The 14550-nt window shown below is 58.9% G+C and carries 11 protein-coding genes and 1 tRNA gene; 3 read left to right on the top strand and 9 right to left on the bottom strand.

Annotated elements, in window-relative coordinates; translation table 11 throughout:
* Positions 1-96: 96 nt before the first annotated feature.
* The 9 genes from Mame_RS08985 to Mame_RS08945 form a co-directional block, all read right to left on the bottom strand.
* On the bottom strand, positions 97-1011 hold the full coding sequence (locus Mame_RS08985; protein WP_018067698.1) for an N-acetylglucosamine kinase: 915 nt from the start codon (positions 1009-1011) through the stop codon (positions 97-99).
* A 4-nt stretch (positions 1012-1015) separates the two neighbouring features.
* Complete coding sequence (locus tag Mame_RS08980; protein ID WP_018067699.1) at positions 1016-1687, bottom strand: N-acetylmannosamine-6-phosphate 2-epimerase; 672 nt, start codon at positions 1685-1687, stop codon at positions 1016-1018.
* Positions 1684-2541, bottom strand: a complete 858-nt coding sequence (locus tag Mame_RS08975) for a carbohydrate ABC transporter permease (RefSeq protein WP_018067700.1) — start codon at positions 2539-2541, stop codon at positions 1684-1686. The genes Mame_RS08980 and Mame_RS08975 overlap by 4 nt, the downstream gene beginning before the upstream one ends.
* Positions 2538-3446 (bottom strand): carbohydrate ABC transporter permease, encoded by a 909-nt coding sequence (locus Mame_RS08970; RefSeq protein WP_235726891.1) that lies wholly within the window; start codon positions 3444-3446, stop codon positions 2538-2540. Before Mame_RS08970 ends, Mame_RS08975 begins: the two co-directional genes overlap by 4 nt.
* A gap of 76 nt (positions 3447-3522) precedes the next feature.
* On the bottom strand, positions 3523-4764 hold the full coding sequence (locus Mame_RS08965; protein ID WP_018067702.1) for an extracellular solute-binding protein: 1242 nt from the start codon (positions 4762-4764) through the stop codon (positions 3523-3525).
* Positions 4765-4823: 59 nt separating this feature from the next.
* Positions 4824-5882, bottom strand: a complete 1059-nt coding sequence (locus tag Mame_RS08960) for an ABC transporter ATP-binding protein (RefSeq protein ID WP_018067703.1) — start codon at positions 5880-5882, stop codon at positions 4824-4826.
* A 321-nt stretch (positions 5883-6203) separates the two neighbouring features.
* A tRNA-Ser gene (locus Mame_RS08955) sits at positions 6204-6293 on the bottom strand.
* Between the two features lie 110 nt (positions 6294-6403).
* Entirely contained in the window at positions 6404-7219 is an 816-nt protein-coding gene (locus Mame_RS08950; RefSeq protein ID WP_018067802.1) for a DUF429 domain-containing protein, read from the bottom strand.
* Between the two features lie 4 nt (positions 7220-7223).
* Positions 7224-8168, bottom strand: a complete 945-nt coding sequence (locus Mame_RS08945) for a DUF4357 domain-containing protein (protein WP_033411408.1) — start codon at positions 8166-8168, stop codon at positions 7224-7226.
* 130 nt (positions 8169-8298) lie between these two features.
* On the opposite strand from Mame_RS08945, the gene Mame_RS08940 reads away from it, so the two are divergent.
* The 3 genes from Mame_RS08940 to Mame_RS08930 all read left to right on the top strand — a co-directional run bounded on the left by Mame_RS08940 (position 8299) and on the right by Mame_RS08930 (position 14527).
* A complete protein-coding gene (locus Mame_RS08940) occupies positions 8299-9894 on the top strand; it encodes a type I restriction-modification system subunit M (RefSeq protein WP_018067804.1) in 1596 nt (531 codons plus the stop codon).
* Positions 9891-11018 carry a restriction endonuclease subunit S gene (locus Mame_RS08935; RefSeq protein WP_079920738.1) on the top strand — a complete coding sequence of 376 codons (1128 nt, stop codon included), beginning with the start codon at positions 9891-9893 and terminating at the stop codon, positions 11016-11018. Before Mame_RS08940 ends, Mame_RS08935 begins: the two co-directional genes overlap by 4 nt.
* A gap of 83 nt (positions 11019-11101) precedes the next feature.
* Positions 11102-14527 carry a DEAD/DEAH box helicase family protein gene (locus tag Mame_RS08930; RefSeq protein WP_018067806.1) on the top strand — a complete coding sequence of 1142 codons (3426 nt, stop codon included), beginning with the start codon at positions 11102-11104 and terminating at the stop codon, positions 14525-14527.
* Positions 14528-14550 lie beyond the last annotated feature (23 nt).

The following is a 14550-nucleotide window of genomic DNA, read 5'->3' as shown; positions in this document are numbered from 1 at the left end:
AGACAATCCGGCCCATCGGCTCAAAACGACGGAGGCGAAATCTGGCCAGGACCTCAGATCGGAAACATCTCCAAGAGGTAGCTTCGGCAGTCGAATTCAGGCGGAAGGTCCTGAAGATGCAGCGTGAAAAAAGGAAAGGGCCAGCCGGGCGGCGCCTTCTGCCTGATCGAGTGCGGGAAAGCGCGCCTCGCCGGCAAGCCTCTGACGGATCGTCTCGGCGATGACCGGATGCAGCTTCAGCACGCCGCCGACAAAGGCGACGGGGTGGTTGCCGTTGCGGGCAATCAGGATGTTGCCAAGGCGGGCGAGCTCAGCGCCGGCTTCACGCAGAATAGCGTTTGCGCATGCGTCGCCATCCTCCGCGGCATCGGCAACGGAACGCGCGAGCGCGCCGATGCGCCCGCGGTCGCCGGCATAGATATAGGCGCGCATATCCGACCAGTCGTCAGAGCCAATGGCGGCATAAAGCGCTTCGGCGAGCAGGTGCATATCGCCCGGCGCGCCCTCCTCGTCGAGCCGGCGGTAGAGCGCGCGCACGGCAGCAAGGCCGATCCAGCCGCCGGAGCCCGCATCGTCGATCAGGATGCCACGCCCGCCAATGCGGAAAAGCCTGCCCTCGCTGTCGAGGTGAACGGCAATCGACCCCGTTCCGGCAGAAACGAGGTGACCTTCTCCAAGCGCAAACAGGCTGCGGTAGGCAAGCTCGATATCGTCGGAAATGAAAATCTTCGCGCGCGTCAGCTTCAGCGCAGCAATCAGCATATCCTCGATATCGCCACGCGCGCGCGGGCCATACCCGGTGAGGCCAAAGACGGCCGCGTCCACCGGCTTGGTGATCTGCGCGGCAATCGCGGCGATGCTTTCCGCAAGCCTGTCGCGGGATTCGGCGTTGAAGGTGTGGCCGGTGGCGCCGGCCGCCGCCCCCCGCTGAACGATCGTTCCCGCCTGATCGCAAAGGACAAACCGCGACGCCGTTCCGCCGATATCGCCGCCCAGGAAATAGCTGTCCATGGCCTCAGCCCTCGATCTGCCTGACAAACCCACGGGTGATCTCGCGCGGATTGGTAATCGCCGTGCCGACAACGACGGCATAAGCGCCGCAATCCAGCGCGCGGCGCGCGCGTTCGGGCGTCGAGAACCGGCCTTCTGCCACCACCGGCGTCTTGATGCTTGCGACCAGCGCCTCGATCAGGGCGTAGTCCGGCATGTCGTCGTTGCGGGCCGAATAATCCGTATAGCCGGAAAGCGTTGTCGCCACATAGGTTGCGCCCATGTCTGCGGCGGCCGCCCCTTCGTCGGACGTTGCGATATCGCAAAAGGCCTCGAGGCCAAGCGTTTCGGTAATGTGGCGGATGAGCCTTGCCGGTTCGTCGCCCCGGCGCGGGCGCGGCGTGGCGTCAATGCCGATAATGTCGGCTCCCGCCTCGGCAAGCGCATCGCAGGCTGCAAGCGTCGGCGTGATATAGACCGGCACGGCATCCGAAAACTGCTTGTCGATTCCGATGACGGGCAGGCCCGCAGCCTTGACGGCCCGCACGTCTAGAACGCCATTTGCGCGGATGGCGCATGCGCCGCCGTCGCGCGCCGCGAACGCCATCGCGCCCATGAAATACGCGCCGTGGAGCGGATTGTCCGCGCGGGCCTGGCAGGAGACCACCAGCCCGCCTTTCTTGAGCTTCAGCGTCACTTGATCGCGCCCGAGGTCATGCCGTTGATGAACTGGCGGGACAGGATGATATAGAGCAGCGTGATGGGGGCTGCGGCAAAGGTCAGCCCGGCAAACAGCACGCCCCAATTGGTGGTGTATTCCCCCATGAAGCTCGTCAGTCCCTGCGGCAGCGTTTTCAGAAGATCGTTCTGGATGAAGATCAGCGGGAAGAAGAAATCGTTCCAGATCGGCACGAGATTGTGAATGGCGGCAATCACCATGGCAGGCCGCGCCAGCGGCAGCATGACCGACCACATGATCCGCGCTTCAGTCGCGCCGTCCATGCGCGCGGCATCTTCCAGCTCGCCGGGCAGCGAGCGAATGAACCCGGTCATGATGAACACGGTCGAGGGCAGGCCCATGGCGATATAGATGAGGATCAGCGACAGCTGGCTGTCGAGCAGGCCCATCTTGCGCATCAGCACGAAAAGCGGGATGACGGCGAGCTTCAGCGGCAGCGTCAGACCGGCCAGGAAGAACAGCAGCAGAAAGCTGGAGCCCCTGAAATTATAGCGGCCCAACGCATAGGCCGCCATCGACCCCAGCACCAGAATGGCAAGAATGGACGAGCCGGTAATCAGCAGCGAGTTGAAGAAATAGCGGACGAAATGGGTTTCGGTCCAGATCGCCTCGAAGTTCGACAGATCGGTGAAATCGGGAATCGCGAAGGGCTGCCGGAAAATCGCCATTGACGGTTTGAAGGCCGAAAACACCATGATCACGATCGGCGCGATCATGATGAAGGTATTGGCGATCAGCAGGATCTGCAGCAATCCGTCGCGCCCGAATGTGCGCATCAGGCCGGAGCGGTCGGTATAGGTCGTATCGCTCAAAGCTCAATCTCCCGGCGGCGCAGGTAAAGCGTCATGGCGGTGGCAAAGACGGTAATGAAGATGAAGACGAGCGCCGCCAGCGCCGAGCCATGGCCGAAATCCGAGCTTCCGGCGCCGGGATTGCCGAAGGCAAGCCGGTAGAAATAAAGCGCCAGCACATCGGTATTACCGTAGGGCGAGCCGCTCATGCCCTCCATCACATAGGGCAGTTCGAACCAGTTGAAGGAGCCGATGAATTGCAGCACGAAGACAATAGTTGCCGCCGGCGCCACCAGCGGCCAGATGATTTTGCGGATCTTCACCCACTCGCTTTCGGTTTCCATCCTGACGGCATCGTAGATTTCGCTTGGAATGCGCTGCATGGCGGCCAGGAAAATCAGTGTCGGAAAACCGACCCAGTGCCACGCATTGACCAGAATGAGCGAGGCCAGCGCGGTGTCGGACTGGCCGAGCCAGGGTTGCGCCAAACCGGCGAGACCGACCGCTTTCAGCGTCTGGTTGACGATGCCGAACAGCGGGTTGAGGAAGAGTTTCCACAAATAGCCGACAATCACGGTCGACAGCACCACCGGCAGGAATACGGCAATGCGATGGAACCGGGCCAGCGGAAACTCGCGCCACAGCGCATAGGCGAGAATGAAGGCAGCGCCGTTTTGCACCACCATCAGCGTGACAAAGACGATGACATTGTTGATGAAGGCGTTTTGAACCGTCGATTTATACGGTTCGGTAAACAGCACATCGTAGAAATTCCGGAAGCCGACAAATTCGCCCCGCGCCATGCCGTTCCAGTGATAGAAGGCGTAGGCCAGCGCTGAAACGATCGGGTAGGCGACAAAGAGCAGCATCACCGCAAGAGCGGGCAGGATCAGACAGGTGATCCAAAGGCCACGTGGCGTCGGCATCAGGCGGTTCATTGCATTCGCTTCCGTCTTGATCAGAGCGAGCCGGCCCTGAGGCCGGCCCGTTATCTTCGAGAAATCAGTTGTTCTGGAAGGGCTCGTAATATTTCGACAGGCCCTCGGTCACGGTCGCGCCGACCTCTGCAGGCGTTGCCTCGCCGGCCATCATCTTCTGAACGTTTTCCTGAACCAGCGTCGAGCCCGAAGGCTGGTCGAAGCGGAAATTCACCAGCATCATGTAGGGCATCGAGGTCTTGTTCAGTTCGGCAACGGCCTCAAGATCCGGGTTGTCGAAGGTGACGCCCGGGATCGGCGAGATGTTGGAGAGCTCGTTGGCAAAGGCCTGACCGAATTCCTTGGAGGCGAGGAAGTTCAGGAACTTCAGCACCGCATCCTTGTGCTCGGTGGCCGCATTGCCGGCATAGCCGCCGTCATAGAACACGGCGACAAGGCCTTCATCGCCTTCATTGACCACGGGTGCGGGAATGGCGCCGATATTGATATCGGGATTCATGCCCTTCATGGCGGCAATCTCATAGGATCCGCCAACGAACATGCCGGCCATGCCCGTCGCAAACAGCTGCTGCGAAGAGGCGTAGTCGAGGCCGATGAAGCCGTCGGGGAAATACTGGCTCATATCCTTGATGCGGGCCAGCGCATCGACGAAGCGCGGATCGGTGAAATCGGCATCGCCGCTCATCACGTCCTCGTAAAACGCCTTGCCCATGGTCGATGAACCGAGGCCGAAGGTGATGACTTCGTTCTGCCATGCGTCCGCCGTGCCGTTGGCAAAGGCGTAGAGACCGGCTTCCTGAAGCGCTTCGGCGGCCGCTTTCATATCGTCCCATGTCTTCGGCGGTTCAAGACCAAGCTCGCTGAACACATCCTTGTTGTAGAGCACCATCATCGTCTGCGAGGCGAAGGGAATGGCGTAGACGGTGTTGTCCGCGCGCAGGGTTTCCGCCTTCAGCGCATCGGCCGGGAAGTCCTTCAGCGCCGGCACGTTTTCTTCCGAAAGCGGCATGAGATACCCGCCGGATGCCACGCTCTCGAAGGAGCCGTAGGCGCGCACCATCATCGCGTCGGGACCGGCCTCGCCTGCAAGCGCGGTCGACAGGATGGTGCCGTAATTGACGGCTTCGATCATTCTGAGATTGACATTGATGTCGGGGTTTTCCGCCTCGAAGGTGTCGATGAATTCTTCATATTGCGGCACGTCCTCCACGCGCCAGCCCCAGAAGGAAATATCTTCGGCGAAAGCCGGCGCGGCGATGCCGGCGACGGCCGTGGCCACCAGAAAAGTCTTGGCAAAGGGTGTCATCAGATTGCTCCTTTTGTTCCGTTCCCCTGAATTACCGATGACAAGCGGAAAAGCCGTTATCAAACACGCTGCCCGCTCGCCCTGTCAAAGACGTGAAGCGCATCTGCCTGCGCCTGCACGGTGACATCGTCGTCGGCATCGAAGAAGACGGTTGGCGGCACCCTGATGGTGACCTGCTCGCCGCTTGTCAGCCGAACGTAAACATATGAATCGTCGCCGAGATATTCGGTGTAGATTACCGAGCCGGCAAAGCCGTCGCCGGCGTGTCCCGCCACGACGGAAAGACCGTCCGGGCGTGCGCCGATGGTGAGCGCGCCCTCCGCGATGCCGGCCGGTGCCCGAATCGCGCCGGTGCCCGCTATTGCAAGTTTCCCCGCTGTGCTGTCGACATCGAGAAGCGACATCCTCGGCGAGCCGATGAACGTCGCCACAAAGGTGTTGGCAGGCGTTTCGAACAGTTCGCGGGGGCTGCCGACCTGTTCGATATAGCCATTGTTCATCACCACGATCCGGTCGGCCAGCGTCATCGCCTCGACCTGGTCATGAGTCACATAGATCATCGTGCCGCCGATATCGCGGTGCAGGCGCGCAATCTCGAGGCGCACGTCGGCGCGAAGGGCGGCATCGAGGTTCGAAAGCGGTTCATCGAGCAGAAAAACGTCAGGCTTGCGCACCATGGCGCGGGCAATGGCCACGCGCTGGCGCTGCCCGCCGGAAAGCTGGCGCGGCTTGCGTTTCAGATAGTCCTCAAGCCTCAGCATCCGGGTTACTTCGGCAATGCGGGCGCTGATCTCATCTTTCGAAAGCCCCATCAGCCGTGCGCCGAACGCCATGTTCTCATAGACATCCATATGCGGATAAAGCGCATAGGACTGAAACACCATGGCAGCCCCGCGCTTCGAGGGCGCAACGTCATTCATGACCTTGCCATTGATCGAAAGCGTGCCGCCGGTAATCGGATCGAGGCCCGCGATCAGCCGCAGCAGCGTCGATTTTCCGCAGCCTGATGGTCCGACAAAGATGATGAGTTCACGATCTCCGATCTCCAGATCGATCCCGTGCAGCACTTCCGTTTCCTTGAAGCGCTTGACGATACCCTTGAGTGATAGACGCGCCAAAAATCAGCCCTTCAACAATACCATTAGAATACCAATTGGATCATTGCCGTTTTATACGAGGCTGTAAAGAGTCAATTCAGATCGATCGCGTTGTTTTCTGTCTGCCTCGCAGAACTTCTTTGAGTATCATTGCGTTAGAGAAATTCTGGTGATGAAAAGTCTCGCGATGTTTCCGCGCCGCCGGGAGATGCCGACACGCCCCTCGGCGACAGGAAAGTGCCGTGAGCGTGGCCCTCGATCATTCCCACACAGGATCGAACAACCGCACAAATTGAAGCTAGCGCTGCAATGTAAATAAGTATCTGAATTTTAACGGAAATCTGGCGGAGAGGGAGGGATTCGAACCCTCGATACGGTTGCCCGTATGCCGCATTTCGAGTGCGGTGCATTCGACCACTCTGCCACCTCTCCATAAAGTGCCGTGGTCTGCGTTTGAACGCGGGGTGTCTCTTAACGGGCAATGCTGTGTCTTGCAGATTTGAGGCAACGGCACCGGTTTCGTGTGGCCGGGGTGTGCCGGATCAAGAGAGCTTTACGTCCCGAATACGCGCGGCATGCACCAATCGCTCGGGAAGCCCGTCGAGGGCCGGAGCGATCATGTAGCCGGTCTGGAGATCGCCGATCATCAGGGACCGCTCTCGCGGTTCCAGCAGCCAGTGCAGCCCGACAAGAGCGCAGAGCATTGCGTCCAGCCGATCCTGGTCGGCCTTGCGCGGTAACGCCATGGCAGCAGACCGATGGGACCATTCGGCTGCTTCCGCGATACCATAGCGCTCAGCCATGGCTGCAGCACAGTGCGCCACCTTCCGCCAGTCTTCCGGACGAAACTTGCTCCGATAGGACGGGTTGTATTTTGGTGCTGCCAGCCGCTGATGAAAGCTCGGTTCGAGCAGCACGAGCGCGAGGGCGGGAAACACTTCGACAAGAAACAGCCCACGAGCGGCAAGGCGCGCGCCCTCTGGATCATCCGATGCACCGAGCGCCGTCTTGAAGCGCCAGATTGGCGCTGCATCGTCAAACGTGCCTCTCTTGGCACGGCTTGCAGGTTGCACACCTCCACCAGCCCAGGAGATCAGCGAGCCGGAAACCTTGTCCACGGGCCGGGAACCGGTGAGGTTCGGCACGATCGTTGGCTGGTCCAGCGCGACGATGCACTTTGCCGAGACTTCCTGTTCAATCCGGATGATCGCCTCGGCCTCAGCGAAGGAGCAGAGTTCCGGCTGACGCGCAAGCGAGCAGACATTGTCCGTGATCCTGATCACGGAGATGGCGCCGGGCTTTTTCGGGTGATCGGTCCAGGCGGAATCGAAGCCAATTACTGATATCGCTGTGGCCATCTCACTAATCCGCCAGAGCGTCTTCGCTGTCACGCGACGAAGGACTGAGAACGCTACCCAGCGGCATATTGTCATCTTCGCGGAGCCAGTCACCATGGCCAGTTGAACTGCGCCCCTTTACCAGCGCAGAAGCAGGAGAAGGTTTGGAAAACGCAAGATCCTTCTGCAGCTCAAAATAGCCCTCGCCCAGAACCAAGTCACCGCTTTTGATCAGTCCTTCACGCAATTTGCGAACATTCGCGGGCAAACTGCCTGTCGCCTTCTCATTAATTTTTGAACCGGCTTTCAGCATGTAGGATCCGTCCGAAAACACCAGATATGCCTTCTCGCGGGCATTCTTCGGAAGTGCATTGGTATAGAAGCGAATTTCTGACAATGGGGTCTGAACCGCAGCCTCTTCCTGTTTTGTCGCCTCAATAGCAGCGGTGCGCTCGGGCTTCGAAAACAAATCAAAGCCCAGTGCCTCGAGCAGATACACCATATTCGTCAGGTAGGTGCGCATCGTCGCGATATCCGAGCGCGGGAGGTTGGAACCTGTAGGCCGGTTGGCATTGGCGAGCACGACCTTACCGCTATTGCCCGACAGGGTTGTCCACAGTTCCCGCTCCAGCCACTTTACATGCGCCCGCGTGAGGTTGTCGTCCTTGCTGGTGAAGATCATGAAGGTATCGAAGGTGATCGGAAACTTGCCGCTGGCATAGCGCTGGGAAAAGTCATCGCTCTCACCGACATAGATCTCTGGCAAATCATCGTCACCGCCACTGCCGATCAAGAGATAGACGCAAGACCGATCAATGCCCTCATGCCGCAAAGCCTGCTTGAAGAAGGCCGCCTTGCCCATGGTGGCAACGCCGGTCCAGTTATCGAGCTCAACCGTGCGCAGGCTGCGTGGATCCTGCCCGGTGACAAAAATCTTCACGACGCGGCCAAGCTGTTCCAATTTAGTCATATCATCCCCCTAGCATGCCCGCCGACGATGGCCTTTCGGCGACTGATTGTCCAGTTCCGCCGACCCAACTCTTGCCATCTCGTTCTCAGGGTCTAAAGCTGGGGCCAATTGATTTGGTCAGGACATCCGCATGCTTACCGGTGAAATCCGCTCGAAAGTCGATACTGTCTGGAACGCCTTCTGGTCCGGCGGCATCGCCAATCCGCTCGAGGTAATCGAACAGATCACCTATCTTCTGTTCATGCGCCAGCTAGATGAGACCCAGCTTCTGGCGGAGGAGCGGGCGAATATGCTTGGCCGGCCGATCGGACGGGTGATTTTTCCCGAGGGCATCTACAGGACAGAGCGCGACGAAGAGACGGGCAAGGTCAAGGACGAGATCACCTATGACATGCTGCGCTGGTCGCGCTTCAGGAATGACGATCCGGCACGGATGTTCAAGATCGTCTCGGACTATGTCTTTCCCTTCCTGCGCGAGTTGAATGGCAATGGCTCGTCCTATGGCAAGCACATGAAGGGCGCGCGCTTCACCATCCCCACACCGGCGCTTCTGGTGAAAGTCGTTGATCTTCTGGCGGAAATTCCGCTCACCGATCGCGACACCAAGGGCGATCTCTACGAATACATGCTGGCGAAGATCGCCAGCGCCGGACAGAACGGCCAGTTCCGCACGCCGCGACCGATCATCAAACTGATGGTGGAGCTGACAGAGCCGACACCGACGGATGTGATCTGCGATCCGGCAAGCGGCACATGCGGCTTTCCGGTCGTCGCCAGCGAATTCCTGCGCAACCACCATGCGAACCTGTTCCAGGACGATGCGCTGCGCGACCATTTCCACAATCATATGTTCCATGCCTTCGATTTCGACAGCACCATGCTGCGCATCGGCGCGATGAACATGCAGTTGCACGGCGTCGAAGGCGCTGATGTGCGCTATCGCGATTCGCTCGCCTCGGCGCAAGCGGCGGAGACCGGCGAGGAAGCGGCCAAGGACGATGCAGACGCCTATTCGCTGATCCTCGCCAATCCGCCCTTCGCCGGCAATCTGGATTACGAGACGACGGCGCCGGACCTGCTTTCGATCGTCAAGACCAAGAAGACCGAGCTTCTGTTCATGGCGCTGTTCCTGCGGCTTCTGAAGCCCGGCGGAAGGGCGGCAGTGATTGTGCCGGATGGCGTGCTGTTCGGCTCGTCGCGCGCCCACAAGGCGATCCGGAGGATGCTGGTTGAAGACCACAAGCTCGACGGCATCGTCAAACTGCCCTCCGGCGTGTTCCGCCCCTATGCCGGTGTGTCGACGGCGATCCTGCTGTTCACAAAGACCAATTCCGGCGGCACCGATCATGTCTGGTTTTATGACGTTCAGGCCGATGGTCTGAGCCTTGACGACAAGCGCCAGCCGCTTCTGCCCGCAGACAAGCAGGGGCCGACGCCGGAAACGCCGCTTGAACCGGCCGAGCATGAAAAGAACAACCTGCCGGATGTTCTCGCCCGCTGGAAAGACCGCAACGGAACGGAACGCGACAATCCGCGCACTGCGCAAAGCTTCACCGTGCCGCGCGCTGACATTGCCGCCGCCGATTACGACCTTTCGATCAATCGCTACAAGGAAGTTGAGCACGAAGCCGTCGACCACCGCCCGCCGAAGGAGATCATCACAGAGTTGATGGAGATGGAGGATGAGATTGCCAAGGGGCTGAAGGAACTGGAGGCGATTCTGTGACTTGGCCAGTAGTGCCCCTTGAAGAAGTTGCCACCATCGAAAGGAGCGGCATCGATCCTAAGTCGTTGGAGAGCGAAACGCCCTATGTAGGCCTTGAAAACATCAAAACGGGAGGTGAACTCACAGAAGTAACAAATGTTAAAAATGGCGACCTGAAGAGCACAAAATTCATTTTTGGTTCAAACCATATCTTGTATGGCAAACTAAGGCCTTATCTAGCGAAAATCGCGCTGCCGAGTTTCAGTGGTATCTGTAGCACGGACATTCTACCAATTCTGCCTGGATCACATATCGACCGAGGCTTTCTATGTCACTATCTTCGCCAACCGTCACTGGTTGATTTCGCGACCTCTCGTGCGGAGGGCGTCAACTTGCCTCGACTGAGCCCCAAAACACTCGCAAAGTTCAAAATCCCCCTACCGCCCCTAGAGGAGCAAAAGCGGATTGCGGCGATTTTGGACAAGGCCGATCAGTTACGCCAGAAGCGCCGTCAGGCCATCGCCCTTCTCGACAGCCTCACCCAGTCGATTTTTGTGGAGATGTTTGGGGAGGAAACTCAAACACGAAAGCTCGCAGAAGTAGCTTCTATCAGAAGTGGCTCTACACCAAGTCGGTCGGATGTTGAGAATTTTGGTGGTTCGATTCCTTGGGTCAAAACAACAGAAGTCAAAGGGAAAGTCATACATTTTACCGATGAAACCGTAACGCAAAAGGGCGCTACCGCCGCACGGCTTAAAACCTTTCAACCGGGCACCATTCTTATGGCGATGTATGGCCAGGGCACCACTCGTGGCAATGTAGCGATTCTAGGTATTCCCGCGACTATCAACCAAGCCTGCGCAGCGATCGAACCTGAAGGGCTGGATGAAACATTTCTCTTTCATCAACTCAAGTTAAAATACAACGAAATCAGGTCAATGGGACGTGGTGGAAATCAGCCGAACCTAAACCTTGAGATCGTCGGCAGTATTGATATCAAAGTTCCGGACAGTGCCCGTCAACAAGATTTCAAACAAGCAATCGAACGAATAAATCACTGGACTGACCAGTTGATATTGTCTTCCGAGGTTTATGAATCCCTCTTCGCCTCCCTCCAGTTCCGCGCCTTTGCCGGCGAACTCTGAGCTTCTGCCTCAATTAAACTTGCAACTTTTGCGCACAGCGGCAAGGATGGCCTGCCTATTGATACCGTGAATCATGCAAGCCGATGTCCAATTTCGCCTTTCTTTCCGCCGAGTTTCCGGAAATCGCCGACAGCGCCAGAAGGGCGGAGCGTTATGCTGCGGGTGATCCGCGCACGGCGGCGTTTCATGCCAGGCGCACGGTCGAGCTTGCGGTGCAATGGGCCTACAAACACGATCCGGGGCTGACTTTTCCCTATGATGACCGGATTTCGGCGCTGATCCATGAGCCGAGCTTCAAGGCGCGCGCCGGCGAGGCGGTGTTTACCAAGGCCAAATTGATCATCCGCATCGGCAATCGCGCCGTGCATGAGACGCGCGAAATTTCGGCCCGCGAGGCGGGCGACGCGGTGCGCGAACTGTTTCACCTCACCTTCTGGCTTGCCCGCACCTATGCCAAGGCTCCGCCGGATGATGGGCTTGCCTTCGATGCTGCCGCCCTTTCCGGTGACGAAAAACTGCTGAAACGCGCCTTTGCCGAACTGACGCGGATGAAGGCGGAGATGGAGGCCCGCCACGCTGCCTTTGCCGAGCTGATGCGCGACAAGAGCCGGCTCGACGATGAACTGAAGGCCGCGCGCGCCGAGCGTGACCGCATCCGCCGCGAAAACGAGGCCCGTCCCGACCATCATGATTATTCCGAGGCCGAAACCCGCGATCTCTATATCGATCTCCTGCTGAAGGAAGCCGGCTGGGCGCTCGACAAACCCCGCGACCGCGAATTTCCGGTGACGGGCATGCCCAACAATGAGGGCAATGGGTTCGTCGACTATGTGCTCTGGGATGATGACGGTAAACCACTGGCGCTGATCGAGGCGAAACGCACCAAGCGCGATCCGCGCGCCGGCCAGCAGCAGGCCAGGCTTTACGCCGATTGCCTGGAAAAGGCGACAGGGCAGCGGCCGGTGATCTTTTATACCAATGGTTATGAACATTGGATCTGGGATGACAGCGCCCATCCGCCCCGCCGCGTGTCCGGCTTTTTCAAGAAAGACGAGTTGCAGCTTCTGATCCAGCGCCGGACGACGAAGCGACCGCTTTCCGGCCAGAAGATCAACACCGCGATTGTCGAGCGTCCCTATCAGCGCAAGGCGATTTCCAAGGTGGTGGAGGCTTTCGAGGCCGAGAACCAGCGCAAGGCGCTTCTGGTGATGGCGACCGGCACCGGCAAGACGCGCACGGTGATCGCGCTCATCGACGCGCTGATGAAAGCCGGCTGGGTGAAGCGCACGCTGTTTCTCGCTGACCGGGTGGCTCTGGTCAATCAGGCAGTTCGCGCCTTCAAGGCGCATCTGCCGGATGCGGCACCTGTCAATCTGGTGACCGAGAAGAACACCGAGGGCCGCGTGTTTCTCTCGACCTATCCGACGATGATGAACCTGATAGACGAGCGCAAGGGCGGCGCTGCCCGGTTCTCGCCCGGCCATTTCGATCTCATCGTCATCGACGAGGCGCACCGCTCGGTCTATCAGCGCTATCGGGCGATCTTCGACTATTTCGACAGTTATCTGATGGGTCTGACGGCGACGCCGACGGAGGAGATCGACCACAATACCTACGGTCTGTTCGACCTCGAAGACGGCGTGCCGACCGATGCCTACCCGCTGGACAAGGCGGTGGCGGACGAATGGCTGGTGCCGCCGCGTGCCGTCTCCGTTCCCCTGCGTTTCGTGCGGGAGGGCATCCGCTATGACGATCTCTCGGAGGCGGAAAAAGACCAGTGGGACATGCTGGATTGGGACGAAGAGGGCGGCGATCCGCCCGACAGCGTCGATGCGGCGGCGGTCAACAAATGGCTGTTCAACGCCGATACGGTCGACAAGGTTCTCGCCCATGTCATGCGCGAGGGGCTGAAGGTTGCGGGCGGCGACCGGCTGGGCAAGACCATCATTTTTGCCAAGAACCAGGCCCATGCCGAATTCATCGAGGAGCGCTTCAACAAAGCCTATCCGCACCTTGCCGGCCATTTCGCCCGGATCATCACCTTCAAGACCGAATACGCTCAAAGCCTGATCGATGACTTTTCGAAAAAGGACAGCGATCCGCATGTCGCAATTTCCGTCGACATGCTCGACACCGGCATCGATGTGCCGGAGGTCGTCAATCTGGTGCTGTTCAAGCTCATTCGCTCCAAGACCAAGTTCTGGCAGATTATCGGCCGTGGCACGCGGCTTTGCCCGAACCTATTCGCGCCCGGCGAGGACAAGGAGTTCTTCCGCGTCTTCGACTACTGCCAGAACCTCGAATTCTTCAGCCAGAACCCCTCGCCTGATGACGGGCGCAACGCCAGGTCACTCAGCGAACGGCTGTTTGCCGCCCGCTTTGACCTGATCCGGGCGCTGGACGAGAAGGAACAGCTACAGAACCACGATGCTCCCACGGGTATGGCGGAACAGGGCGATGCCTATGACGCCGGCGACGAGGCACTCAACGAGAGCGTGGTGCGTCACCGATCGCTGAAATCCCTGAAAGACTATGTCGCCGCGATGAACCTAGACAATTTTATCGTTCGCGCTGAACGGCGACTGGTGGAGAAATATCAAAAACCCGAAGCCTGGGACGACCTAACGGATGATGTCCGGGCCGAGCTTCTCGACCATATCGCGCCGCTGCCGAACGAGCAGCGGTCAGAGGGCGAAGAGGCCAAGCGCTTCGATCTCCTGATGTTCAATCTCGAAATCGCGCTTTTGAAGGGCACGCGGCGGTTCGACAAGCTGAAGCGCCAGCTCATCGAAATCGCTTCGGCGCTGGATGAACAGACGGCAATTCCCGCTATCGCCGCCCGGCATGCGCTGCTCCTCGATATCCTCTCCGATCAATGGTGGGAAGGTGTCACCGTGCCGCTTCTGGAGCTGGTGCGGCTGCGATTGCGCGATATCGTCCAGCATATAGAACGCGGCAAGAAGCCGATCATCTACAGCGATTTTATCGATGAGATCGGCGACGGCACCGAGCTTGATCTGCCGGAGGTCGGCGAAGTCGATTTTGCACGGTTCAAGAAGAAGGCGCGGCATTTCCTGCGTGAACATGCCGACCATATCGTGATCGGCAAGCTTAGGCGCGGCAAGCCGCTGACCGATAGCGATGTCGCGGTGCTGCAGGACATGCTGCGGGACGCCGGCATCGGCGAGAATGAGCATTTTGAGAAGGCGCGCGAGGTATCCCATGGCTTCGCGGCCTTCATTCGTTCGCTTGTCGGTCTTGATCGTCACTCGGTCATGGAGGCGTTCGGTGTTTTCCTCAATGACAGGACGGCGACAGCGAGGCAGCTCGAATTCCTTGAGATGATTATCGACCACCTGACCGAAAAAGGCGTGATGGATCCGGACCTTCTCTATGAAAGCCCCTTCACCGATGTCTCTCCACTTGGCCCGCAGGAGGTCTTCGATCTGGAACGGACGAAAAGGATCATCGACGTCATCAACGATTTCAATGAAAGCGCCGCCCTTTAGCTAACAGCGTTTCCTTGACTCAC

This window comes from Martelella mediterranea DSM 17316 (assembly GCF_002043005.1).
GTDB lineage: Bacteria > Pseudomonadota > Alphaproteobacteria > Rhizobiales > Rhizobiaceae > Martelella > Martelella mediterranea.
Note: the sequence above shows the minus strand (reverse complement) of the source record. Positions and strands in the feature narration are given on the sequence as shown.